A 24319-nucleotide genomic window follows, 5' to 3' on the forward strand; every position below is an offset into this window, starting at 1 on the left:
GCCTCAAGCTTTCATGCCGAGCCCCCGGAAATGCCGACAAAGCGCCGTGTCCGCACTCCTGATCAGTCTATGTATGCTTGGTGGCTGCACCACATTCAAGCCGCCGCAGATCAGCTATGATGACGAGATCCCGCCTTCTCCCGATCTGCCGGCGTTGGGCGATGACCGTCCAAAGCCGCTTCACGTGCCGCCAGCCTGGACGCCGGCGCGGGGCGGCAAGAAGCTTGAGTCCAAGGAGCCTGTCGAGCGGATCGAGAATGCCAATGACGCTGCGCGGGTCGAACCGCGCAAGGCGGGGTATTTCAACGCGGTACAGGTGTTTCCTTATAGTCCCGGCGCGCTTTATCAGATCTATGCGGCGCCGGGACAGATCACAGACATTGCGCTCGAGCCGGGGGAACAACTGATCGGCTCGGGACCCGTGGCTGCGGGCGACACGGTGCGCTGGGTGGTGGGTGATACCGAAAGTGGCGGCGGCGATACACGCCGTGTCCATATCATGGTCAAGCCAACCCGCCCGTCGATTACGACCAACCTCGTCGTCAACACCGACCGCCGAACCTACCTGATCGAGCTCCGCTCCCGAGAAAAGCCCTACATGCCTTCGGTTGCCTGGTTTTATCCCAAACCTCGAACCGCTTCCGCTCAAACGGTGGCTGCCACACCGTATATTCCGGATCCGGCCGAGCGCCGCTATCGCTATGCGATTTCAGGAGACAGCCCGCCCTGGCGCCCTGTCAATGCTTACGACGACGGACGCAAGGTCTACATCGAATTCTCGGTAGGGATCACTCAGGGCGAGATGCCGCCGCTCTTTGTCATTGGACCTGATGGCAAGACCGAGATCGTCAACTACCGCGTCTACGGCAATGTCCTCATCGTCGATCGGCTGTTTGCGGCGGCCGAATTGCGGCTCGGCGGTGAAGGCCAGCAGAAAGTCCGGATCGTAAGAAGCGACGGGAGGCCGCTATGAGCGCCACGAGCGGAGATCCCGCGGAGCGCGAGACGGCGCGAACAGATGCATCCGCGGACCTTGCCCAGTCCTTGCGGCTGCGACCCGAACGGCCGCGTGTGATCCGCCTCTCCCGGAAGGCGCTGCTTGCTGGCACCGGTTTGGCTCTGACCGTTGTCTCCGTTGCGGTTTTGTGGTCGCTGCAAAGACCTGAAAAGCACACCCCCACGTCTGAGGAGCTCTATTCGACTGATCACCACACCATTGCGGATCAACTTTCGACTCTCCCTAAGGATTACGCTGAAATACCCCATGGCGTGCCACGGCTCGGACCACCTTTGCCCGGCGATCTGGGGCGGCCGATCCTCGCAGCCCAAGCCCAGACGCAATCCGGCTCGCTCGTAGCTGACGCCGAACAGCAGCGCGTCAATCAGGAAACCGAGGCGGCCCGCATCAGCAAAGTATTCGCCTCGACCAACGTCCGCCCATTGGCGGCAACAACACCATCCAGTGAAACATCTTCGAACGCGACGACGTCTTCCGATGACGTATTTGCGCAGAATGGGCAGGATCGCAAGCTTGCATTCGTCAACGGGGCTGTGGATCGGCGGACAACAAGTCCTGATCGCCTGGTGAGGCCAGTATCGCCCTTCGTGGTCCAGGCAGGAACAGTCATTCCGGCCGCCCTCATTACCGGAATCAGGTCTGATCTGCCCGGCCAGATCACGGCGCAAGTCACCGAAGCCGTCTACGATACTCCGACCGGTAGGGCTCGGCTGATCCCACAAGGCGCGCGACTGATCGGGATCTACGATAGCCAGGTCGCGTTCGGACAGTCGCGCATACTCCTCGTCTGGACGCGTCTGATCATGCCCAATGGACGTTCCATCGTGCTCGAGCGCCAACCTGGCGCGGACGTAGCTGGCTACGCCGGCCTTGAGGATGAGGTCGACAATCACTGGAAGGAGCTATTGGGAGCCGCCGCGCTATCGACGTTGCTCGCCGTGGGGACGGAGGTCAACTCAGGGGCAGACGGCAATAGCTCCAATAGCGACATCATTCAGGCGCTTCGCCGTGGAGCGGGGGACGCCGCCAATCAGGCCGGACAACAGGTGGTTCGGCGCAACCTGAACATTCAGCCGACTTTGACCATTCGGCCGGGATTTCCGGTGAGGGTCATTGTCAACCGCGATCTCGTGCTCGAACCCTATAGAGGATGACATGACCAAACTGAAGATTGGAGCGGTTCAAGATGACAAGCCTGTCCGGATCGCCATCGACCTGCCTGCGACCGTGCATCGGGATCTGATTTCGTACGCGGAAATCCTGGCTCGGGAAGCGGGCCAAAAGATCAGCGACCCGAACAAACTGATCGCGCCGATGGTGGCGCGCTTCATGGCAACGGACCGGGCCTTTGCCAAAGCGCGAAAGCGACGTCACGCCAAGGATGACGAAGGATAGCGTTCGGCCAGCAATTTGAGGAAACTGGCCAGAGCCGGGTTTTCGTTGTCATCGCGCCACACGGCGGAAAAGCCAACGCGGCTTGGTTCCGCGCCATAGCGCAATTCCCGATAGACCAAGCCAGAAGAATTGGCGCCCACGTCGGATTCCAGCACGAGGGTGATACCGAGGCCCATACTCACAAGGTTCTGGAGTTCTCCGCGGCTGACATCGCGATGCTCGATCCGCGGTCCCTCCATCGAGGTGATGAGTCTTCCATTTAGCAGCGCTTCGAGGTCGCGCCCGGAATCGTATTGGCTCATCAGGATGATTTGGCTACTCAAATCGGTCCATGAGAGAGCATCTTGCTGAACCAGAGAATGATCCTGAGGAAGAGCAGCAAGGATCCGTTCGCTCCAGAGGGAAGTGCTTCTGCTGCTGATATCGAACGAATCTCCAGCTGCAACATAGAGGTCAACCATGCCATTGCGGAGCGCGGTTGCTAATCGGCTTCGAGATCGTTCGAGGATTCGAAGCGTTGCCTGCGGAAATCGCGAACAATATTCCAGCAGCGTCGCACGTAGGTGACCTGCGGTAAGCGACGTGGAGAATCCGATGACCAATCGGCCGTATTCCTCACGGTCTTCGGGCTTCGCCCTCGCGACGACCGTATCCATTTGCTCAAGGATGGACCGTGCTATCCGAAGAAAATCAATTCCAGCTGGTGTGGCTGTAACTCCGGCGCGCGATCGCTCGAAGATAACGATTCCGATTGAATGCTCCAGTAGCTGTATAGAGCGGCTGAGCGTCGATTGCGTGATGGAAAGACTGTCTGCAGCTCGGCGAAAGCTCCCACATTCGGCTGCCGCAATGGCTAGCTGAAGTTGGCCGAGATCCAGATTGAGGCGGCGAATTCCGGCCACCAGATCGACGAAGCTTGTGTGTCGCACCATTGCAGCACCGTGGATTTCAAACGTCGACCAAATGGCGTTCCCGAGACAATGAAGAGGAATCGCCGGCCGGCGAGCTGTGGCCAGGAGAACGAAAGGCTTTACTCGCGCTTGATCGCTCCTGTTTCTTGGCGAGCGTGTGTAGCTAGGTGGGTGAACATCGTTTTGTTTGCGATTCTGGCTTGCTGCCGATCATATGGACCCGAATTGTTTCGTCTTTCCTGGATGGCACGCGCAGTTCACGATATCTGGGGGCACAAATCTGACACGCGCGCAGCCACGATGAATCCGCTCTCGATCAAGTTGGACGTGAGAGATGCAAAGACGATCAGGCGAGCTCAATCCGGCCGGGGAGGTCGGGTAATCAGGCAGCATTCAGTAAGACTGGTGTCCAGAGAACCAGCCCGTCGAGACCGCCCGCAGCGCATACCTTCTGAAGAGCTTCCGTCGAAATTTCCAGGTGTCCTGCCACAGCGAGGGTGTTGCCGATATTGCAGGGAGCGGCGATACGGCAGAGTGGCCAGCCCGCGCGTTTCAGTATTCTCTCCATTCGAACGTCGGTCACCGTGACGATGTTCTTAAGTCGTCTCGACAGTCCGAATTCGATCATCCCCGCGAAGAGCTCGTAAGTCGACTTGGCCAGCCCGTGTTCGCCCTTCGGAGCATGGGGAGAAGCATCAACTGCGAACCGGCTGCTCTCCCAGACCAGCGGGTCTGCCGGAGCAGGAAATCCCCCAAGGACCATTGGAAACGTATCGCGGACCATCGTCGGTCCCATGGTCGGCAACAGACGAACCGAGCCTTCTACGTGACCCTCGAGAGACGTTTGAACCAGGTAGGCCGGATGCAGCGCATCGAAATCATCCATTTCGATGTCGCCGCAAGTCTGAACGCTCCACTCCAACCGTTGCTTAAAAACACGATAGCGCAACTTATACATGGATGCTAAGGTGCTGGAAAACGCGTCGTACGATGTCTCCGTGATAAGCTGAATCATGGTCCCCTCCCAAAGGAGATGAGATTTTGGAGGAGGCGCACGCCAACATCATCCCCTATAACTCTGCGGGATCAGAGTCTTAATCTTGCCCATCTCGTTTGGCAGCGCTCAAACGCACGGCGGCCTGAACGACTTTACGAACTCCCAGCTTGTCTCTCGCACTCCTCAAGTAGTGAGCCGCCGTGTTGTGGGATATGCCGAGGATCCGTCCAGTTTCCCAGGCGCTTTTGCCCTTGGCGGCCCAGTCCAAACATTCGATTTCGCGAGGAGACAACCGGATTCCGTCCATCGTCAGTTCATGCACGAGCTTGCGGCGCACATGAGAATGGAAGCATCTCGCCATCAGCTGAAGGACAGAGGCGTTCAGATCGATGCACTTTTCGAATTGCGGACGCCTTTGGTCGGCGGCAAAGGTCAGAGCAGCAACCGAGCCGTCGTCATCGTGAATCGGGACGGTGAAACCTAGCCGAATTCCGAATCCGCTAGCTTCATCAAGAAGCCTTCGTTGCGCCGGAGAAATTGGTCTCGAAGGTACGCCTAAACCCCATTGAAATGGTTCAGTGCTCTCCAATGAGCGCGCGATGATTGGATCCAAACGTTCGTAGTGGCTGCGCACATAATACGAGATCCAGTTATTCGGATATGTTGATATCACCAATGGCTCTTTGCCAGCCCGCTGCGGCATCGCAAGATATGCAAAGCAAGACAGATCAAGCTCGCTCGCGGTGATCGCCATCGCCTCCGCAAAGGCATTCGCATGTTCAGCGCTCAACAGAAGATCCATGAAGTTTTGAAAGATGCGGTGCATGTTCGTATCCGATGATCAGGATTCGCAGGCCCACAAGATAACCGGAATTTCCTTAAACTGGGCTGCTTAGTCGAAGGAAATCCCCCAAGGCGAGGCATGAGAGCACGTTCGTGTTGAGGCCGAGTAAGTTAAGATATCTCCGTTCATACCCTTCGGCGGCCGGTGCGCATTCGCGATGCTGTGCCATTCGATTAGATAACAAGTATGGCTCGTCCGCGCGTCGTTGCCGGGGCTTGGCTTGGACAATCTCATCTCAACATTTGCCCCACCGAAACTGGGCTAGAATCCTGCGCTATGGCCGGAAATATCGCAGAATTTCAGCGCGCATCTCGCGCCTGTGTCACGAGTTTGCCGTTCTTCGGATAGAACGCATCGCTAATGCAATGAGGGCGGTGTTCCCAAGGAAGTCTGCGCCTGGAGCCGCCGGCCGAATATCTGGCCCGCCGCGCCACCGCGTAGTGGTTGAGGCCAATGCTGACTCCGGCATTGGAGCTAAGGATGGCAGTAATTGCGAGCCTGGGGCAACGATCTCGAGCTGCGGTCGCGAGGCATTTTACATCAACGATGATCGAAGATCGCTTGGCACAAGCCTCGCGAACCGGCTGAGTTGAGTGAACCAGATGCCCTTCACTTACGCCCAGACTAGCAGAAGCCGAAAGGGGATAAAGAATGGATGCCCCGTTAAGGCCCCTGAAACCGGGATTGACGCGGATGGCGGCTTCCGCTACTTGCGCGGAGGTTGTGGACGGGGTGTAGTCGAGACTTAGGATTGGATCGCTTCCAATCACAAGCTTGGGTGTTACAGGCGATGCATATTTTGTCTCCTCGCGTCGGCCGCAGGCCAACCACACTGGTCGTCCCACCTCATCTGATAGTTGATTCATCCGAGCGTTGGTGCTGAGCTCGGCTCGGGATAATCGATCTTGTTCCCGCCTTGGCGGCCAAAATCGTTCAAGTTCCGCGCCATTTGCGTAGCGCGCGTGGAGATCGCGATGAGGCTCAATCGTTCGCGCGGAAATCAAGATGCATGGTACCGGGTGGCCTTGCGCCTGCAGTCGTCCGCAAAATGTGTCTTGGGCACAGTCCGTTGGTCGAGACCAATGCCGGCGTCGACGTTGGCACTATAGATGACTGGTACGAACGATCCGGACTCGGTTCGCGAGGTGTTGGTATCGAGCAGGAGGATTGAAAGGTCCGCGAATTCTAGTCGTCCCAACGGCCGTCCCAGCTGAGAGAGAAGCAGATCTTCGCCTATCTGGCACCAGGGCCGGGCGTCTCATGAAGCTTGGTGCACCAAACCGCCGACAAAACTGCGAGAATGCAGATGTTGAGCTCTTGCTGCTCGCGCTGATGACAAAGGTAGCAGACAGCCTTCGAAACAGCCATGCGAGCCGCGGGCGACTGGCTACAGATGCCATGGGGCCACATTCGGAGCCGTGCCCTCGTGCTCCGAAACCGCAGCTACCTCAAGTTTGTGCCCTGACTGCCAACTCTTATCAGGTCGTCTCCCTCAATCGCAATTGGAAACGCCGAGCCGGATGCCTGCATACTCGCGACGGAGTGCTTTTACCGAAACGTTCGGCCTTAAACTCCACGAATATCACGGCAGATTTGCACGGCAAATAGGCCTCAGCATGCGGCTTAACGAGGCTAGCGCAGAGTGCAGTTCAAAGATCCATATTCGGTGGCGGTAATCGTCTCAACGTTGCGACGAGTTCATGGCGACGACATTGCACGTACGTTGCTCACACAAGGCATGAGCCTGGCGGCACTTATCGATGCGACATTTTCATTGCGAATAAGCAACAGTGAAGCTGTCCGAATGATCGCGTCAGCGCTTGAGTCTGGCGATTTCATCTTCACGCCAGACATAGGGCCAATTTGGCACCTGCGATACGTTTATGAAGACCGACGTGCATCGATGCGCGTCGTCGATATGGAGATGTCAACTCCGCACAGGACCTTCGCGAGCACGGAGATTGCGTTGCGATTGACCGTATGATGCGAGGTCCAGTCATGCGGCCGTTGTGTAAATCGAGTTCCAATTCGTCTCGGATCGACATCCAAAGTGTGAATGCCGATCCGCATCAAGGATCATCGTAGGCCGAAACAGCTGTTGAGATGTGCGAGCAGGAGCGATGCGGCGCCAAGAACCCGCCATGCCGCTTGCTCATTTGAGTTATGAATCGCGGTCGTGAGGAATGACTCGCTGGCCGATGCTTTCGTTGGGCGCAGACAGGTGTTTGATCTTTCGCTTGGCGCATCCTTGCCCGTCGTCATATTGGTGTTGTGCCACCGAGACCTCTCCCGGCCAGGAGCAGCCAATGCACGGGAGGCCGTGGATCACTTCGCCGGCTCGGCATCGCCTTCGCCGGCCGCCTCGATCGCAATCGCAACCGACTGCAAAGCGCACGGCGCTCTGGATCATAGCCGCGCCGACGCGGGTTTCCTGCAGCGCCTTCTCGTGGGCATCCTTCATGTGGGCCTATCGCAGCGGCCAGGACTGCGCGCAGCCGGTCGTGCTGTTCGATTACCAGCCCGGTCGCGGCCAGGAACATCCTCAGGCCTTCCTGGCCGGCTATCGCGGCTTGTTGATGAGCGACGGCTATGACGCCTGGCGCACGCTGACAGGCGCGACCCATCTCGGCTGTATGGCGCATGCGCGCAGGAAATTTACCGATGCGCTCAAGGCCAGGACAAAGCCTGGCGGTCCGCCATTGCAGGCGCTCAGGTTCTTCGAGGCGTTGTATGAGGTCGAGAGGGTGGCGCGCCAGACGCCGCCCGACGGCGAAACGTGCGCCGCATACACCTTGCGGCTGCGCCAGCAGCATAGCCTGCCGGTATTGGCCGCCTTCCGGACCTGGCTCGACGACCAGGCGCCGAAGGTCCTCCCCGAAAGCTTCACGGGCAAGGCGATCGCCTATACGCGCAACCAATGGGATTATCTGACCCGTTACACCAGTGACGGTCTCGCCCCGATCGATAACAATGTTCTAGAGCGCGACATCAGGCCGTTTTGCACTGGACGAAAAAGTTGGCTGTTCAGCGACACCGTTGCCGGCGCCAAGGCAAGCGCCGTGATCTACAGTTTGGTGCTGACATGTCGGGCATGCGGCGTCGATCCCTATGCATGGCTACGTCACGCGCTCACCGAATTGCCCCAGCGCGCGCCAGACGCCGATATCGAAGACCTGTTGCCATTCAACTGCATCGCTCAAAAAACTGCCAGCTGACAACGACAGCGGCTGACGGTCGAACGCTCAGGATCAATTAAGCCGTTCCGATGATCCCGCTGACGCCCGGCGCCACGCGACGCCGTGGACAGCCGCGCGCGCAGCCTGTGCAGTAAAATGCGCGCTTACGATACACTGCGGGCGGCGTTCTTTGCGCTCAGGCGTAGGGCCGCTCCCGGAGTGGATGGCATGACGTGGCAGGACTACGAGGAAGATCTCGAGCCCCGGCTCGCCGATCTGCACAAACGGGTCCAACGAGGAACGTACCGCCCGCAACCGTCTCGCCGGACGTACATACCAAAGGCAGACGGCAAGCAGCGGCCGTTAGCGATCGCGGCGCTCGAAGACAAAATCGTCCAGGGCGCCACCGTCATCGTGCTCAACGCCGTCTACGAAGGAGACTTCTGTGGCTTCTCCTACGGGTTTCGGCCCGGCAGAGGACCACATGATGCGTTGGACGCGCTCTGCACAGCGATCGAGACGCAGCAGGTGAACTGGATCATTGACGCCGACATCCAAAATTTCTTTGGCGCAGTCAGTCAATCTTGGCTGGTTCGCTTCTTGGAACATAGGATCGGCGACAAGCGCATCATCCGCCTCATCCAGAAATGGCTGAAGGCGGGTATTCTCGAAGACGGCGTCGTAACCGCTGATGACAGGGGAACGGGTCAAGGGTCGGTGATCTCACCGCTCCTCGGCAACATCTACCTGCACTACGCTCTCGACCTGTGGGCCAAGCGCTGGCGACAGCGCGAGGCCTCCGGCGATATGATCATCGTGCGCTACGCGGACGATGTAGTGGCCGGCTTTGAGCGCGAGGATGACGCACGTCGTTTCCTCGACGCGATGCGCGCGAGACTGGAGGAGTTCGAGCTGACGCGCCATACGGCCAAGACCCGCCTGATTGAGTTTGGTCGCCATGCGGCGGCTCAACGTAAGCAGCGCGGACTCGGAAAGCCGGAAACCTTTGCGTTCATGAGGGTCACGTTCATCTGCGGCAAATCACACCAAGGGCGCTTCCAGCTTCAACGGAAGACCCGTAGCGACCGCATGCGAACCAAACTCCGCGAGATCAAAGAAGAGCTGAGGCGCCGAATGCACTGGCCGATCCCTGTACAGGGGAGATGGCTCAGGCAGGTCGTGACCAGCCACTTTGCGTACTTTGCTGTACCGACGAATGGCCGAGCGCTCAATGCGTTTCAGTTCTATCTGACCGACCTCTGGAGGCGTACGCTTCGGCGGCGCAGTCAGCGGAACTGTCTGACCTGGGATCGCATAACGCGGATCGCCGACGACTGGCTCCCCAAGGCTCGCATCCTTCATCCATGGCCGAAGCTGCGCTTCGCCGTCAAACACCCGAGGTAGGAGCCCGGTGCCTTAATTGGGCTCGCCGGGATCTGCGCGGGGGGCGCCCAGTGATGGGCGTCCCTACCGCGAACAGATTTCGAGCGGCGCTGCTCGTGGCAAATCCAATTTCGGCAAAATGGGCATCGCTGCGGCGACAGTCGAGCGAAGTGTTCGAGGATGGCGTGGCGCACGGCCGGCAAGCTTGGTTGAGGCGGTGGGCCGTTGATTCTTTTTGCCTCTTTTGAAAACCGAGTGGGGGCAGTGACGGCTTTGGCCGCTTGACGACGAGCGCCGCGTTCATCCCTATGTTCGACCGGATGAGAGACCATCCCTCCGTCCCGACCTGCCTTGCCCGGTGCAAGGGGGCGTTCGGCGGTCAAGGATGGCCGCAGGCCACCGCACCGCGGCGCGAAGCGTCCTTGAGGGCCGACCGCCCCCTTGCGATGCTGGGTGCAGGTGGGGCTCTGGGAGGCGTGTGGGACGGTGCAAAATCAGCTCTTCGAATCGGCGCTTGGGATTACCAAGCCGTGGTACGTTCGGGGCGTCGACTTCGACGCTGCCAAGAAGGTTCTGACGATCACTGTCGATTTCGTCGCCGGGACGCGATTTGCGGTCGCCGGTGTCGCGGGCGTCCACCCGGTTCATGACACCCAGATCAAGCGGCTGCGACATCTCAACTTCTTCCAGCACGAATGCTTCCTGGAGGTTCGGACGCCGCGGGTGAAGCTGCCCGATGGGAAGGTCGTCCTGGCCGAGCCCGCTTGGTTCGGCAAGCTCGCCGGCTTCACCCTGCTGTTCGAAGCGCTGGTGCTGGCCATGGCCCAGCAGATGACCTTTGCGGCCGTCGCCAAGCTGGTCGACGAATCCTGGCATCGGGTCCACGCGATCTGCTCGCGCTATGTCAATCTCGCCTTGGCCGAGGCGGACCTTTCGGCAGTGACCGCCGTGGCGATCGACGAGACGTCCTGCCGGCGCGGCCACAATTATCTGACCATCACCGCCGACACCGATGAGCGGAAGGTAGTGTTCGTCACCGAGGGCAAGGACGCCAAGACGGTGGCCGATTTCGCCGCCGATCTGGCCGCCCACAAAGGTACCGCCGAGCAGGTCCGTTTGGTCAGCATCGACATGTCGCCGGCCTTCATCAAGGGCGTCGCAGATCATCTGCCCAACGCCCGCATCACCTTCGACAAGTTCCATGTCGTCGCCCACGCTTCCACTGCCGTCGACAAGATGCGGCGCCTCGAACAGCGCACAGATCCAAGCCTCAAAGGGCTGCGCTGGACGTTGCTCAAGGACCGCGGCCGGCTGTCGGACGAAAGTCGCGCCGATCTCGACACCTTGATTGCTCAGGCCGCGACCAAACGCACGGCGCGTGCCTGGCTCTATCGCGAGCATCTGCGCGACATCCTCGATCGCAAGCAGATCAACGTCGTCTCCGCCATGCTCAAACAGTGGTGCACCAACGTCCTGCGCTCCAGGGTCGAGCCGATGAAGGAGGTCGCCAGAATGATCCGCAAGCACTTCGACGGCATCGTCGCCTGGACGCAAACCCGCCAGACCAACGGCTACATCGAAGCCCTCAACGGCCTATTCCAGGCGGCTAAACGCAAGGCCCGCGGCTATACCCGTTTCACAACGATGCGCACCGTCCTCTTCCTCATCGCCGGAAAACTCGACTTCACTCCGATCAACCCCCATGCCGCGTAGCCCACTCAAAGTTCAAAAGAGCCATAAATAACTCCTTGCTCGCACATGCCGATCCGGTCGACGCAGCTCTACGAATCACATTTCCGGTGCGATCGGCGATATTCGCTGGTCAAGAAGATCGCGAATGATTGGCGGGCTGGCGCAATCTTTCTGATCGGCAGCGGTGGCGTCCTTGGTACCCCAACCTGAGTCGGCTCGTCGACAATTGGTTAAGGGCAGCTCATGATGAGCGAAGCAGCGGATGATTGCCAGTGGTATTGAATCGAACCATCGACTTGAATGCGGGCCGCGGCGCTGATCGACTGGACGCGTCCGGATGGCCGCGTTGGTTCGGTGTGCCAATTGGTCGGGTCCCGCCTGGCCTGCCAGCCCGTCCCTGTCGTTGCCGTACGTCACGAAACACATCTCAATCACTCGGATGAAATGGTGGATAACTCTCATTCCAACACTTCTGCGGGCGAGTCGAGCTGCCAGCGCTGCCGCTCGATCGTCGAGACCGCGCTGACATCAATCGATCGGCAATAAGCGGCTCATCGCGCTGATCGAGGAATCTGATGCCGCACGAAAACCGTCGGGCGCACGCAGGACGACAACTATCGCCACAGGCGACTTGAGTTTATTGGTGTGGCCGCGGACGGGATCCAGCACCAGGGCGTGGTCTCTTCAACTGCGGTGGGCCAACTGCTTATACGATTGAGGAGCGGATGCCCGAGAACCATAGCGCTGGCCTGATCGTCTTAGCAATGCACTGCGCCGCAAGCTGTAGCAGCCCCATGGTCTAATACCGACCGAGAGCGCTTGGCCGCCGTTGAGGCCAATCATTCCAAGTGGCTCCGTCAATTGGAATAAACATTTCCCTCATCAGAATAGATAGTATCTTGAGACATCATTGGTACTGTACACATCAGCTGAAAGTGGCCGTCTAGGCTGCGCGCATATCATCACATCAGGAACGAGGGGCAATAATGATGAACATAGTAGATCCGCTGCAGGTCTCACGATTCCTTCGAGTATACGACGACGCCGCCGCCCAAAATGGCATCAGGCTTTCGATAGGACTTGATTTCAATGAGTACGTCTCGATCACAAGAGCCCTTCCAACGAAAAAACCGACATATCCAAATTTTCGGCCAGATCGTTCGCCGATCAAATTAGGCGAGGGATATTGGATGGTGGGGTTCGACAAGAACAACCAAATTGCGCTTGTACAGGCTGCTCGACTTTACGACCTTTCGCATAGTAGCTTTGCAGAGCATCTTGAATCTCTCTAGGGCGTTTTACGCCGATCCCGCTGTCCATGCGCATCCACAGGACTGTTGTACCTGTGCTGCGCCAACCGCAAAGAAGATTGCCGGCAAAGTAGCCTACCACGGAGATTTTTGGTTGCGCAGCGACTTTAGAAGAAAAGGCATTCCCACGATCATGGCTGCAGTACTGCGCGGTGCTTCACTCGCCATGTGGGCTCCGGATTTCGTATGTGGACTCGCAGAGCGCTGGCTGCTGGAAAAGGGTGTTCTCGCGCAATACGGACATGCCCATTATGAACACGGGGGATCGATACTACACTTGGTAGAGGAGAATATAGTGGATCACGATCTGCTTGTTTGGCTAACCGGCGACGAGTTGAGGGGCCTTGTTGCCGATTACGACAGAAACGAGCCAGCCTCAGCCTCCTGAGGTCTCGCTGACGGTGATCGTCATCAATCTGTTGATTGTGGTACATCGATCGCGTTTCCGCAGATCTCGAGGTCGCGCAGGACCAAGTCTTCCATCATTCGGTCTAATTCACGAGAGTGTCAGCCGAGCGGCCGTCGCCTCCGCCCCTGCACGGTGAAAAGATCGGGGTGCGGTCAAGATCAGGTGCGCCCGCCGGAATGAATACGACGTTCTTGAGCTGGCAACGAAGCGGCGTGCCCCGGTGTCCCCGCCATCACCCCGCGCGTGACGACCATTCGCGTTAGTTGTCCAGATCTGCAGTAAGTAGCTTGGGGCTTGCACACTGTCGAGCATGCCGTTCATTCTTGTCCGTGTTGACGGGAGCCTGAGTGATCGTCTTGGCTTGCAGGAATTGGCGACTATGGCGACGCCACCAAAGATGGCGAACCCTCGACATCGCTATGATTCGGTCGCTCGACCACCACTTTACTGCTGGCCTGAAGCGCCTTGCCGGATCCCGCCAGCGCAGTCTGCGTCTAGAGCGTTTTCCGACCGGAATGAATCGGTAGGGATTCCCAAAACGGCACGAGTCAGATTCAAGCGACATGCCGGCGAAGGAGGTCAGCATGTATGACCAGGGCGCTTTCAGTTGACCTTCGCCAGAGGGTGGTAGCCGCAATTGACGGTGGTTTGTCCTGTCGACAGGCCGCGGAGCGTTTTGGTGTCAGCGCGGCGAGCGCGATCCGCTGGCGAAGTCGCCTCAAGGAAGTTGGCGACATCGTTCCTAAACGCCAAGGCGGTGACCGCAAATCGCAGCGCATCGAAGCACATGCACAATTGATTTTGGACGCGGTGACAGCGAAGCCGGATATCACGCTCGCCGAGTTGCGAGAACTGTTGACGCGTCATGGAATATCGGCCGGCATCGCGTCGCTCTGGCGTTTCTTCCAGCGCAGAAAGATCACACTAAAAAAAAGACAGCGCACGCCGCCGAGCAAAGGCGCCGCGATATAAATGCCGCGCGTGAGGAGTGGTTCGAAGGGCAAATCGATCTTGACCCTGAGCGCCTGGTCTTCATCGACGAAAGTGTGCTGCAGACAGCGGAAGGAGTTCAACATGAACTAAGACCGATGGTGAAGCTGCGGGAAAGATGGGGGCTGGCCCCCCGAGATCGGCTTTCAGGAGCGGGTCTCAAACCAGTCCGAGCTGCTGCGGTAAAGAGCCGTGGTGGTGAGCGTCGGATCAAAAGTTCGGATTAAACCGAGCAGGTGAGTGTCCGAAAGACGAACGAAAGTGAACCCTTCGAAGACGCGTCGTTATGAATCCAAGTGTCGTCAAAACCAGGACCGTTTCGTCATCCTGGGACAAGTCCGCCAGATGCCTGATGACCGGGCGGGCGGCGACCGGCGTAGAGGGGGCGTGAGTCGGACACAGGCTTTCGCGTGGAACTGCAGGAACCAGGCTCTTGATGCCAAGGGAGAAGCGCAAGCGGCGTCAACCGTGAGGCGAGAGTACCGATGCAAGAGACTGGGGCGGACCGATCCGTAGGAGCGTTGAGGGCCCTGTAATGGGGTCGGAGCAAAGGGATCGGGTCAGGTAGTCGTACTCTTGGACCAACTGGAAACAGGATGACTTCGAACAGTGCGATAAACAAGCCGTTCTCGATTGAGAAGCGGCGAGTGTACGAAGCGTACAAGGCGGTCAAATCTAATCGCGGAGCGGCTGGAGTGGACGGACAGACCTTGGAGATGTTCGAGACAGATCTTGCAGGGAATCTCTACAAAATCTGGAATCGCATGTCGTCAGGGACGTACTTTCCACCTCCGGTGCGCGCCGTCTCCATTCCAAAGAAGACGGGCGGCGAAAGGATTTTAGGTGTGCCCACTATCAGCGATCGGATCGCGCAGATGGTGGTCAAGCAGATGATTGAGCCGGAACTGGAATCCATCTTCCTGCCGGACTCTTACGGTTACAGGCCGGGAAAATCGGCTCTGGACGCCGTCGGCGTCACGCGTCAGCGGTGCTGGAAATATGATTGGGTCCTGGAGTTCGACATCAAAGGACTGTTGGATGTTGCGTCATACTACACCTTCAGTTTTTTTGAGAGGGTCGAAGAGGTCCGGAGCAACTGCAGGTACTTGAATTCGTATGCCTTTTGCCCGTCCGCGATAGACGTGAACGGCCTTAAGCTCGCCGCACTTTACACGTTGCAAGATGGTTTGCCGCGAGACGCCCAGTAGATTCATGGCCTTGAACATCTTCACATAACCTTCGGGCGCGCTCTCCACAAAGCGCGACCGCAACTCGTCATTGATACGGATGCGCCACGGCGCGCCAGGTGTGATCTGCTCTCCGGCAATGAAGCCATCGTTGAGGCAGCGATGCAAAGTAGAGGGTGCGATCCCGAGAGCGCGTGCTGCTTTCTCGATCGTCATGCACTCGCCGTCCTGCACTTGCTGTTTCGGCTCGAAGCGCGGGATCTCCCAGTGCGTCCGCAGGCTCGACACACGATTTGCCGTAAACGACAGTCCTGTGGCCGTTGTACGGCCTTGGCGATTGAGGATGCCGGCGATCCTGGTGTCGGGATAATGTGCAGCCAGTCGCCGCAGCAGATCGATCGTATCGTCGGCGGTGCGGATCGGCGATGGATGCGAGTGCGGCAATGGGACATTAACTTCACTGAAGAGACCGCCGCGCCAACGCAGCGTCAGGTGAGCGTTGTATTTATCGCGCTCGACTCTCAAGGTGACATCGTCGAGCAGCGTGCGGAGCAACTCCTTGCGATCGCGATCGCTCGTGGTGGGAGCGAACCAGATATGCTTGAGGTCTTTACCGAGTGCAAGGATCGCGTCGCGTTCTTCGCGCGTAAGCGAGCGCGGTCGGGCATGTTCGCGATCCGAGAGTTCGGATTCGGCAGTCTTCAGTTCCAGCAGAGCGCTTTCCCATTCTGCTTCGAGTCCACGCGCGACGAGTCTATTCTCCGGGTCCACGGCGCGATAGCGTCGCTCGGCGCGCTGCGCGTTGTAGCGCGCACGCTCGACGTCGCGACGGAACTGCGCGAGAGTCGTCTCGTGATCGGCGTCGAATTGCTCGATCGCCTGGAGCGAGGCTTCCAGGCCTGCGGGCGCGAGAGCCGCAAGGAACGCTTCGGCGACAGCCGCATCGATCTGCACACCGCCGATGTTGAGGCAGTACTCGCCCCGGCCGTTGACGATGTTCTTGCCGGCGCAGTGATATCCGGGCGCCGAGAACCGGCCGCTGTAGTGTACGGCCAGGCGCCGACCGCAGTGTCCGCACACGGCGAGGCCTTGCAGGAGTGCTGCGCCTTCTCTCACGGCACCCCCGCTCTGGTGCGGTCGAGGACGGATGTTCTGCGCCAGGCGCTTCTGGTTCGCCTCGAAGGTACTCCAATCGATGTATCCGGCATGATGGTCACGAATGAACACCGGCCACTGCTCGCGGTCGCGTTGTCTGATGCGCTTTCGGATTCGACCGCCCGCATCGAGATAGCATGTCTGCTGGGTGCGGCCATACACATAAACGCCGGCATAGAACGGGTTGGTAAGGACCTGGTGGATCTTTGTGTAGGTGGGGGCGACCCAGCGGAGATCGACAAGGCTGTTGGAGTGCAGCGGAAAGCGCAGGCCTTGCGAGCGGAACCACAGCCACACGCGTCGTGCCGAGCCGAATTCGGCAAAGCGGTCGAAGACAGCATGGATCGCGGCTTGCACCGACTCGTCAGGATGCAACAGCACCTCCCCGTCGGCGTCGCCCCGTACCAGACCCACCGGCAGCCCGCGGTGCAGTTCTCCGCGTGCGGCCTTGTTGCGGATGCCACCGAGCAGCCGCGCACGCAGCACATGCAGCTCTGCCTCTGACATCGTACCTTTGAGCCCGAGCACCAGGCGGTCATTGAACAAGCCCGGATGATAAATCCCATCTCCATCACCGATGAGCGTGTGGGTCAGGCCGCATAGATCGAGCAGACGGTACCAATCAGCATTATTGCGCGCTAGTCGCGAGACTTCCAAGCCGAGCACGATGCCCACTTGGCCGAGGCCGACCTCCGCGGTCATACGCGCGAAGCCGGTGCGCTCGGAAAGGCCGGAACCGGAAATACCGAGGTCCTCATCGATAACCTTCACTTGATCGCGTCGCCAACCAAGCCGCGCGGCGCGTTCGGCTAACTCGTACTGACGGGCAGTGGACTCGCGATTATGCTCGACCTGCGTCGTACTGGACTGACGCACGTAGACGATTGCGCATCGGCGTAGGTGCTCAGCGGTGATCTTGCTCAGTTCGTTCATCGTTGCGATCTCCGGCAGTGGCGATTGCTCGGGCGATTAGTCGGGCGAGTCGCAGCACGAGATGTGCGCGCTGCTCTTTATCGAGGGCCTCCCATACGGGTACGGCCCCGCGCTGAGGTGGTGGGTCGAGAAAGCTTAGCTGCTGCATGGCTGTCCTCGGATTCCGGTGGCAGGACAGTATGCGCGGCATCCAATTGCCGCAGCAAAGCGTCGACGATCGTCCGGGCGTGCAGCAGCGCGGCGTGGGAAGCCAGGAATGCCGTTCGAGCGCATTGCGGGCTTGCACGCGATAAATGTTGTGCGATAGGCAGATCTGTCCACGCGGCCGGTACAAGGGCACGGGTACCATCGGGCAGTACAAGCGTCAGATGAAGTTCGCCGCGTCGATGACACCAGCCAAGCACATCGAGCGCAGATCCCTCAAAGGGATGCCGCGACCGAACGATGGTTACCTGATCGGGATAGTCGTCGAGATGATGAGCGCGGTGGTGGGTAGTCTGTCGAGTAGTCTTTTGACAATCTCCCGCATGATCTTCTGCTGAAGGCGGTCCGGAGACACGTGAAATGCAAATGGGCGCTGCTCTACATCGAAAGATGGCTGACGGCGTCAATGGAAAAGGACGGGAAGCTCGTTGAGCGGATCCGCGGAACCCCGCAAGGGGGCGTGATCAGCCCAATGCTGGCCAATCTGTTCCTGCATTATACGTTTGATCTCTGGATGGCGCGGACACATCCCGATCTCCCTTGGTGTCGGTATGCCGACGACGGACTGGTGCACTGCCGGACCGAGCAAGAAGCGGAAGCCATTAAGGCGGAGCTTCAAGCAAGGTTGGAGGTGTGCGGACTTCAGATGCACCCGACAAAGACGCAGATCGTCTACTGCAAGGACAACAGACGTCGGCGAACGTATCCGAGGGTCAAGTTTGACTTCCTCGGATATCAGTTCAGGCGGCGGCAGGTGGCAACGTCACAGCGGAAGGAGTTCTTCTGTGGATACACCCCGGCGGTCAGTCCGACAGCTTTGAAGGCCATGCGAGCGACGATCCGAAGCTTGCACATTCCTCGGCAAACGCCGGGGACGCTGGCTGAGATCGCCCAACAGATCAATCCGCTCCTCCGGGGGTGGATAGGTTATTATGGCCGGTTCAGCCGTTCGGCGCTGTTCTCTCTGGTCGACTACGTCAATCAGAAGCTGAAGGCGTGGATCATGCGAAAGTACAAGCGCTTCCGGCTCCACAAAACCCGTGCGTCGCTGTTCTTGCGAAAGTTGGCTCGGGATAATGCGGAGCTGTTCGTACACTGGCAGTTGTTCGGAACGACCACGTTCACCTGATGGGAGCGGTGTGAATCGAGAGGTTCACGCACCGTTCTGCGAGAGGCCGGGGGTGAAAATCCCCCGGCCTACTCACCCCAGCGCCAACACTAAAATGGCGCGGCTTTACGGCCGTTCACCTCGCGGCGAGCGATGTCGCGTGGCTGTCCCACACGGACATTGGAAGACGACGACATTCACCGCTGGCTTGCGCTCCAACGGTCTGATCGCGCCGCTCGTCCTGGACGGTCCAATGGATGGCGACGCTTTCCTGGCCTACGTCGAACAATTGCTCGCCCCATCGCTGCGGCCCGGCGATACCGTTATCATGGACAACTTGCCCGCTCACAAGGTCCATGGCGTCCGAGAGGCTATCCAGGCAGTCGGGGCAAGCCTGCTCTATCTCCCACCCTACAGTCCGGACTTCAACCCGATCGAGATGGCCTTCTCCAAATTGAAGGCGCTGTTGCGCGCCGCTGCGGCGCGCAACATGCCCGATCTTTGGCAAGCAATCGCCAGCGCGCTCAAACGCTTCTCACCCGAGGAATGTCAAAATTATCTCGTCGCTGCTGGTTACGATGCAACGTGATCGGAAAATGCTCTAGACCTGCCGACGTCCCAAGATTCCACGTTCCTGGGCGTTTGCGGCATCTGTCAGCATATGTGGGTTCAGCAGGCGACACGACGATAGACTTTGCCCCTCAAAAGCCAGCTCGCAGAGGCGGCCAAAGATTAACTCAAGCTCTCGCCCATCGTGGCTTCGGACTGCTCGCAACCTCAGGACCTGGCGCCTTTGTCCCGCCGCTCGCGCCCTATGCTACGATACTGGATGCCTTAGCCTAACGTTGGTTTGAGTACTCTCATGCTGGTTACCAACGCTCGATCGTTCTGAACGGCGAGATCAAGCGGGGACCGAGGCGGTCGGCATCTTGCCAAACGAAGATACGAATGTTGCACGTCATCAGCGCAATCCTGCTAGAGCAGCACATGGATCGTTGGGCATCCGAAGGACGAGCACACCGAAGTCACCCTGCTGTTCTGCAATCGATGGTGCCAGTCGCGGGACGAATGATCATCGCAGAAGTTCTCGCCAGATAGTCCAAGGCGTGGCACAGGCGTCAATTCAGTCGGTACCCTCAGGACTTCGCTCAAAGAGCCTGCGAGCCAACTCTGGGGCTGTGGCTGCGCGCAATGTGCGCTTTGATCAACTACCATTGCTAGGCCGTGTTGAAGGTTTTTGACAGAGGAATCGAGGTTTGATTCAAGGCTGCCTTTCTAGGAGGCAGGATTGAGTCGGGCCGATCTGACGGAGACACGATGGCAGATGCTCGATCCGTTGTTGCCCGATCGCGGCGAACGAGGCCCGCCAATCCTAGACAAGCGGCGTACGGTCAACGGCATTCTGTGGGTTCTGCGAACTGGCGCGCCGTGGCGCGACATGCCGGAACGATATGGCAAGTGGAACTCGGTCTTCATTCGCTTCACACGCTGGAGCAAGCTCGGGGTGTGGGATGCGGCATTCGAGACTTTGGCGAGTCTCGGGCCTGCCGCCGACGAGGAGCACGCCATCGATTCCACCATCATCCGGGCGCACCAGCATGCAGCTGGAGTAAAAGGGGGGAATCAAAATCAAGAGGCGCTCGGCCGCTCGCGCGGCGGCTTCTCGACGAAGGTCCACATCCGCACGAATGCCGAAGGCCACCCGCTGACCTTCGACATCACTGGCGGCGAGGTCCATGAAGTTAATGGCTACGACGCATTGATGGAGCTTCACGACCTCAGTCCCAGAAAACTTCTCGGTGACAAAGGCTACGACAGCGACGCCATTCGTGCTGACCTTGTGGAGCGTGGCATCGAGGCTGTGATCCCGCCGCGATCGAACCGCACGATCCAGATCAAATATGACCGTGAGGCCTACAAACATCGCAATCTTGTCGAACGCTGTGTCAATCGCATCAAACAGTTCCGTCGCGTCGCCACCCGTTACGAAAAAACTGCCAGAGCTTTCCTGTCGATGCTAAGCATCGCCGCAGCGATGCTCTGGATTAGAACCGTCAACACGACCTAGGTCAGCGTTTTCATGGTTCGAATCATATCAGGCCGCCTCGGCGAGCTTGTAGGACCAGGTGTGGATGACCGGGTGCCGATTGACGTCATCGATGCCTTCCATGATGCGCTCCTTGAGTTCGTGTTTCGATGTCACTCGGATGTGGCGTAGGACGGAGCGGGCGAACTTGGAGAAGAAGCCTTCGATAAGGTTGAGCCAGGAGCCGTGCCTAGGCGTGAACGTAAACTCGAAGCGGCCTGCCGGTTGTGTATCGAGCCAGGCTCTGGTTTCTTTCGAGATGTGTGCGGAGTGATTGTCGAGAATCAACTTGATCGCGGTACCGGCCGGATAGGCAGGATCGATAAGTTTGAGGAATTCGATGAACTCGCGGCTGCGGTGGCGGTCTTTGACGAGAGCGTGGACCTTGCCGGTCAGCAGATCGATTCCAGCCAACAAGCTGAGCGTGCCATGACGTCTATACTCAAAATCGCGCGCAAAGGCCGGATAGACGCCTGGCACAGGGGGCAAATCCGGCGCCGTCGTCGCGATCGCCTGGATTCCGGGCTTCTCGTCGTAGGAGACGATCGCCACCTGCTTGCCCGATTTCTTCGACCTGGCTGCGCTCTTCTTCAGGACCTGGACTTCACGATAGACACACAGGACCTCCGCCATTTTCTGCTCGAACTCGGCATCGCGACGCTCCAGATAGTAGCGCACCTTGTGCGGCTTGATTTCCTCTTGGCCGAGAATCTTGCACACTGTGCCCTGGACCAGGTTGGCAACGCATTGGTGCCCCGCCGACGGGCCATGCTCACGCGCATGGCGTGCCAGCAGCCGCGTCGTCCACAGCTCGTGCGGGTAGCCGTGCTCCTTGGCCTTGTCGCACGCCAAAGACACCAGCCAGGCCTTGGCCTCCGGCGTGATCACCGGCTCCTTCCCCGGTCGCGGTCGGTCGTCGAGTGCCGCCACCGCACCATAGGCTACCGCCCGCTCGACGCAGCGCTGAACCGTCTGATGATGCACACCAAGTCTTCGTCCCACGGCAAAGAACGACGGGTTCTCGCGATAGGCCAGCGGCATTGCTGCCCGCGACACCCGGCTCGCCGACTCGGTTCGAGACCGCGAAAGAGCCGTCAACGTTTCAATCTCCTTCTCAGTCATCGCCAACTCGACTGCTTGCCGCCATGTCGCCATGATACCAACCCTCGTTCGGACAATCTCAAAACGAGGAATCCACGAACACACTTCCAGTTCCGTGCCGGTTTCATGGAATCGATCGTCTAGCACTACTCTGGCAGTTTAGTTTTGCTTGGATCGACGAGGAGTTTCTCACAGTGCGGGCATCGCCGGGGTGGAGGCTGCGCGAAGAGGTCGAGGATGGCTTGCCTGACGGCCGGCATGCTCGGCTGTGGCGGCGGTCCGGCGATTCTTTTTTTTTCGTCCCGCTGCTTTGAGGCGGCGGGATTGGAGGAAGGCGTAGGCGATCATGGTCATCAAGGCGTGTCGGTGTAACCCCGTCCAGGATCTCCCTTCGAAGTGGTCGAGGCCAAGCTCCTCCTTGAGCTGCTGATGGGCCTGCTCACAGACCCATCTGGCTTTGATCGTGGCGACGAGCATCTTGAGGCTCGCATCGGCCGGTAGGTTCGACACATAGTATTTTTGCTCGCCAGTCGACCGGCGTTCGCCGACGAGCCAGACCTCGTCGCCCGGCATGCACTGCACCCGATTATCGAGCATGCGGTGCTTATGGCCATCCGCAACGCGGACACGGCGGGCCGCGAAGAGACATGTCAGTCGACCTTTGGTGCCCCGCCGCCAACTGACCCTTCGCCATTTTCCTTTGGCCAACATCGCTTCAGCAGCGACAGGGGGCTGATCTGGAATGTGGTATTTGCGGCGCTTTCCGGCCTTCGCGACAGGGAAGATCAAGGCAACGTCGGTGGGATAAACGTTCTGGCGTCGCGACAGACCCACCGCCCACAACAGACCGCGCTCGCTCAAAGCCTGACGGAAAGTCCCGCTGGAGCCGTACCCTGAATCGGCAAGCACACAGCCAAAACGTGCACCGGAGGCGATGACGCGGTCGATCTCCGCGATCGCGATTTCCGGCTTTGTCAGTGCAGTCTGTCTATCCTTCGGCACACCGGCCCGCGCCATGCGCTCACGATCATCTGTCCAACTCTCGGGTAGGAATAGCCGCAGGCCCACCATCACGGGTACCTCGCGCGACGCCAACGTTACCGAGACCAGCGACTGGCAGACCGTATGTTCGTTGTCCGAGAGGTGGCTCGTCCGCAATATGCGATGAGCGAGGGTTGCGCCGGGTGGGCCGACGCCGAGCCTCTCGCATAGGAGGACGAGCCGTGCGGCAGGATAGCAAAATCTACGTGGGACTGGATACGTCGAAGCTGAAGATCTCGGTAGCCGTAGCCGAGGCGGGGCGCGATGGCGACGTGCGCTTCATCGGCGAGATCGACAGCACGCCTGATGCGGTGGAGCGATTGATAACGAAGCTCGCCAAAAGGCACCGGGGCCTCGCCTTTTGCTACGAAGCCGGCCCGACCGGCTACGGTCTCCATCGTCAGATCACACGGCTTGGCCACGACTGCATCGTGGTTGCACCATCACTGATCCCGAAGCGGCCTGGAGAACGGGTCAAGACCAACCGCCGTGATGCGCTGACCCTGGCCAAGCTGCATCGTGCAGGAGAGCTGACCGCGGTCTGGGTACCGGATCCGGAGCACGAGGCGGTGCGAGAACTGGTACGTGCCCGGGAAGCCGCGATGGAAGATCTGCGGCGGGCCCGTCAACGCTTGCAGTCCTTCCTGCTCCGTCACGGCCGGGTCTTCACCGGCCGTCAAGCGTGGACCAAGGCGCATACACGATGGCTGTGCGAGCAACGCTTCGAGCATCCGGCGCAGTATCTCGTGCTGGCCGAGTATCGCCAAGCGATCGAGGCCGCCGAGATCCGTCTGAAGCGTCTGGACGACCAGGTTGCCGAGGCGGTGAGTTCATGGTCCATGGCTCCAGTGATCGCCGCCTACCAAGCGCTACGCGGCGTCGCCTTCCTGACCGCGGTCACCTTCGTCACCGAAATCGGCGACGTGCGCCGCTTCGACAGCCCGCGCCAACTGATGGCGTATCTTGGCCTGGTGCCCTGCGAAAACTCTACGGGAGAACGCATCCGGCGGGGCAGCATCACCAAAGCTGGTAATGGCCGGGCGCGCCGCGTGCTCATTGAGGGCGCCTGGACCTACCGCTTCCCCGCCCGGATGAGCCGCCTACTGCAGGAGCGGCAGGCCGGCCTGACGAAAGCGGTGTGCGACATCGCCTGGAAAGCCCAAGTCAGACTCTGCGCTCGCTATCGCAAGCTGATGGCACGCGGCAAACGCCAGGCAGTCGTCACCGTGGCCATCGCCCGGGAAATGGCCGCCTTCCTTTGGGCAATCGGCCAAGAGGTGGAGCCGCACAGCGCAACCTGATCGCTTGCTGAATTAGCTACGCTTCCTTCCACCTCAACACAGGAGAACTCTCAGGAGCGACATCATTGTTGCGCATCG

The 24319-nt window shown here is 59.3% G+C and carries 17 protein-coding genes and 5 pseudogenes; 15 read left to right on the forward strand and 7 right to left on the reverse strand.

Annotated elements, in window-relative coordinates; translation table 11 throughout:
• Positions 1-13: 13 nt before the first annotated feature.
• From trbG to NLM31_RS07240, 3 genes are read left to right on the forward strand one after another with little or no spacing between them, the layout of a single operon-like run.
• Entirely contained in the window at positions 14-973 is a 960-nt protein-coding gene (gene trbG / locus NLM31_RS07230) for a P-type conjugative transfer protein TrbG (RefSeq protein WP_375167537.1), read from the forward strand.
• Complete coding sequence (locus NLM31_RS07235; RefSeq protein WP_254191871.1) at positions 970-2172, forward strand: TrbI/VirB10 family protein; 1203 nt, start codon at positions 970-972, stop codon at positions 2170-2172. Before trbG ends, NLM31_RS07235 begins: the two co-directional genes overlap by 4 nt.
• A 1-nt stretch (position 2173) precedes the next feature.
• The gene (locus NLM31_RS07240) at positions 2174-2413 is read left to right on the forward strand and encodes a DUF2274 domain-containing protein (RefSeq protein ID WP_254191872.1); all 240 of its coding nucleotides are present in this window, start codon (positions 2174-2176) and stop codon (positions 2411-2413) included.
• Here NLM31_RS07240 and NLM31_RS07245 read toward each other — a convergent pair.
• The 3 genes from NLM31_RS07245 to NLM31_RS07255 form a co-directional block, all read right to left on the reverse strand.
• Entirely contained in the window at positions 2389-3345 is a 957-nt protein-coding gene (locus NLM31_RS07245) for a LysR family transcriptional regulator (protein WP_254191873.1), read from the reverse strand. The genes NLM31_RS07240 and NLM31_RS07245 overlap by 25 nt on opposite strands.
• Positions 3346-3706: 361 nt before the next feature.
• A complete protein-coding gene (locus NLM31_RS07250; RefSeq protein WP_254191874.1) occupies positions 3707-4339 on the reverse strand; it encodes an acyl-homoserine-lactone synthase in 633 nt (210 codons plus the stop codon).
• A 79-nt stretch (positions 4340-4418) separates the two neighbouring features.
• Complete coding sequence (locus tag NLM31_RS07255) at positions 4419-5147, reverse strand: LuxR family transcriptional regulator (RefSeq protein ID WP_254191875.1); 729 nt, start codon at positions 5145-5147, stop codon at positions 4419-4421.
• A gap of 1660 nt (positions 5148-6807) precedes the next feature.
• Between NLM31_RS07255 and NLM31_RS07260 the strand changes: the two genes are divergently transcribed.
• The gene (locus NLM31_RS07260; RefSeq protein WP_254191876.1) at positions 6808-7149 is read left to right on the forward strand and encodes a hypothetical protein; all 342 of its coding nucleotides are present in this window, start codon (positions 6808-6810) and stop codon (positions 7147-7149) included.
• A 177-nt stretch (positions 7150-7326) separates the two neighbouring features.
• On the opposite strand, the gene NLM31_RS07265 is transcribed toward NLM31_RS07260, so the two are convergent.
• On the reverse strand, positions 7327-7626 hold the full coding sequence (locus NLM31_RS07265) for a hypothetical protein (protein ID WP_254196358.1): 300 nt from the start codon (positions 7624-7626) through the stop codon (positions 7327-7329).
• On the opposite strand from NLM31_RS07265, the pseudogene NLM31_RS07270 reads away from it, so the two are divergent.
• The 6 genes and pseudogenes from NLM31_RS07270 to NLM31_RS07295 form a co-directional block, all read left to right on the forward strand.
• Positions 7616-8380 (forward strand): annotated as a pseudogene (locus tag NLM31_RS07270) (IS66 family transposase); the annotation flags it as partial. The gene NLM31_RS07265 and the pseudogene NLM31_RS07270 overlap by 11 nt on opposite strands.
• A gap of 117 nt (positions 8381-8497) precedes the next feature.
• Positions 8498-9745 (forward strand): group II intron reverse transcriptase/maturase, encoded by a 1248-nt coding sequence (gene ltrA / locus NLM31_RS07275; protein WP_256562060.1) that lies wholly within the window; start codon positions 8498-8500, stop codon positions 9743-9745.
• A 465-nt stretch (positions 9746-10210) separates the two neighbouring features.
• Positions 10211-11437 carry an ISL3 family transposase gene (locus NLM31_RS07280; protein WP_254127840.1) on the forward strand — a complete coding sequence of 409 codons (1227 nt, stop codon included), beginning with the start codon at positions 10211-10213 and terminating at the stop codon, positions 11435-11437.
• A gap of 1257 nt (positions 11438-12694) precedes the next feature.
• A complete protein-coding gene (locus NLM31_RS07285) occupies positions 12695-13114 on the forward strand; it encodes a hypothetical protein (RefSeq protein WP_254191878.1) in 420 nt (139 codons plus the stop codon).
• A 609-nt stretch (positions 13115-13723) separates the two neighbouring features.
• Positions 13724-14193, forward strand: a pseudogene (locus tag NLM31_RS07290) (IS630 transposase-related protein); the annotation flags it as partial.
• Positions 14194-14721: 528 nt separating this feature from the next.
• A pseudogene (locus NLM31_RS07295) lies at positions 14722-15165 on the forward strand (reverse transcriptase domain-containing protein); the annotation flags it as partial.
• Positions 15166-15171: 6 nt separating this feature from the next.
• Here NLM31_RS07295 and NLM31_RS07300 read toward each other — a convergent pair.
• Positions 15172-17400 (reverse strand): recombinase family protein, encoded by a 2229-nt coding sequence (locus NLM31_RS07300; RefSeq protein WP_254191879.1) that lies wholly within the window; start codon positions 17398-17400, stop codon positions 15172-15174.
• A 368-nt stretch (positions 17401-17768) separates the two neighbouring features.
• Here NLM31_RS07300 and NLM31_RS07305 point away from each other — a divergent pair, with 368 nt between their 5' ends.
• From NLM31_RS07305 to NLM31_RS07320, 4 genes and pseudogenes are all read left to right on the forward strand, one after another.
• Complete coding sequence (locus tag NLM31_RS07305) at positions 17769-17942, forward strand: hypothetical protein (RefSeq protein ID WP_254191880.1); 174 nt, start codon at positions 17769-17771, stop codon at positions 17940-17942.
• A 17-nt stretch (positions 17943-17959) separates the two neighbouring features.
• Entirely contained in the window at positions 17960-18733 is a 774-nt protein-coding gene (locus NLM31_RS07310) for a reverse transcriptase domain-containing protein (RefSeq protein WP_254191881.1), read from the forward strand.
• A gap of 79 nt (positions 18734-18812) precedes the next feature.
• Positions 18813-19301 (forward strand): annotated as a pseudogene (locus NLM31_RS07315) (IS630 family transposase); the annotation flags it as partial.
• 699 nt (positions 19302-20000) lie between these two features.
• Positions 20001-20780, forward strand: a complete 780-nt coding sequence (locus NLM31_RS07320; RefSeq protein WP_256561112.1) for an IS5 family transposase — start codon at positions 20001-20003, stop codon at positions 20778-20780.
• Positions 20781-20807: 27 nt separating this feature from the next.
• Here NLM31_RS07320 and NLM31_RS07325 read toward each other — a convergent pair whose 3' ends face one another.
• Positions 20808-21920: an IS630 family transposase gene (locus NLM31_RS07325; RefSeq protein WP_254191883.1), complete on the reverse strand. Its 1113-nt coding sequence runs from the start codon at positions 21918-21920 to the stop codon at positions 20808-20810.
• Positions 21921-22088: 168 nt separating this feature from the next.
• Positions 22089-23018, reverse strand: a pseudogene (locus NLM31_RS07330) (IS701 family transposase); the annotation flags it as partial.
• A gap of 104 nt (positions 23019-23122) precedes the next feature.
• Between NLM31_RS07330 and NLM31_RS07335 the strand changes: the two are divergent.
• Positions 23123-24241, forward strand: a complete 1119-nt coding sequence (locus NLM31_RS07335) for an IS110 family transposase (protein ID WP_254191884.1) — start codon at positions 23123-23125, stop codon at positions 24239-24241.
• The last annotated feature ends 78 nt before the right edge of the window (positions 24242-24319 follow it).

It is taken from the genome of Bradyrhizobium sp. CCGUVB4N (assembly GCF_024199945.1).
Taxonomy (GTDB): Bacteria; Pseudomonadota; Alphaproteobacteria; order Rhizobiales; family Xanthobacteraceae; genus Bradyrhizobium.

What these genes read in the sequence shown, in the direction of transcription:
- NLM31_RS07250 (WP_254191874.1), bottom strand. Translation starts at nt 4,339, where the DNA reads ATGATTCAGCTTATCACGGAGACATCGTACGACGCGTTTTCCAGCACC.
- ltrA (WP_256562060.1), top strand. Translation starts at nt 8,498, where the DNA reads ATGCGCGCTTACGATACACTGCGGGCGGCGTTCTTTGCGCTCAGGCGT.
- NLM31_RS07265 (WP_254196358.1), bottom strand. Translation starts at nt 7,626, where the DNA reads ATGAAGGATGCCCACGAGAAGGCGCTGCAGGAAACCCGCGTCGGCGCG.
- NLM31_RS07245 (WP_254191873.1), bottom strand. Translation starts at nt 3,345, where the DNA reads ATGGTGCGACACACAAGCTTCGTCGATCTGGTGGCCGGAATTCGCCGC.
- NLM31_RS07325 (WP_254191883.1), bottom strand. Translation starts at nt 21,920, where the DNA reads ATGACTGAGAAGGAGATTGAAACGTTGACGGCTCTTTCGCGGTCTCGA.
- NLM31_RS07240 (WP_254191872.1), top strand. Translation starts at nt 2,174, where the DNA reads ATGACCAAACTGAAGATTGGAGCGGTTCAAGATGACAAGCCTGTCCGG.
- NLM31_RS07305 (WP_254191880.1), top strand. Translation starts at nt 17,769, where the DNA reads ATGAAGTTCGCCGCGTCGATGACACCAGCCAAGCACATCGAGCGCAGA.
- NLM31_RS07255 (WP_254191875.1), bottom strand. Translation starts at nt 5,147, where the DNA reads ATGCACCGCATCTTTCAAAACTTCATGGATCTTCTGTTGAGCGCTGAA.
- NLM31_RS07300 (WP_254191879.1), bottom strand. Translation starts at nt 17,400, where the DNA reads ATGAACGAACTGAGCAAGATCACCGCTGAGCACCTACGCCGATGCGCA.
- NLM31_RS07235 (WP_254191871.1), top strand. Translation starts at nt 970, where the DNA reads ATGAGCGCCACGAGCGGAGATCCCGCGGAGCGCGAGACGGCGCGAACA.
- trbG (WP_375167537.1), top strand. Translation starts at nt 14, where the DNA reads ATGCCGAGCCCCCGGAAATGCCGACAAAGCGCCGTGTCCGCACTCCTG.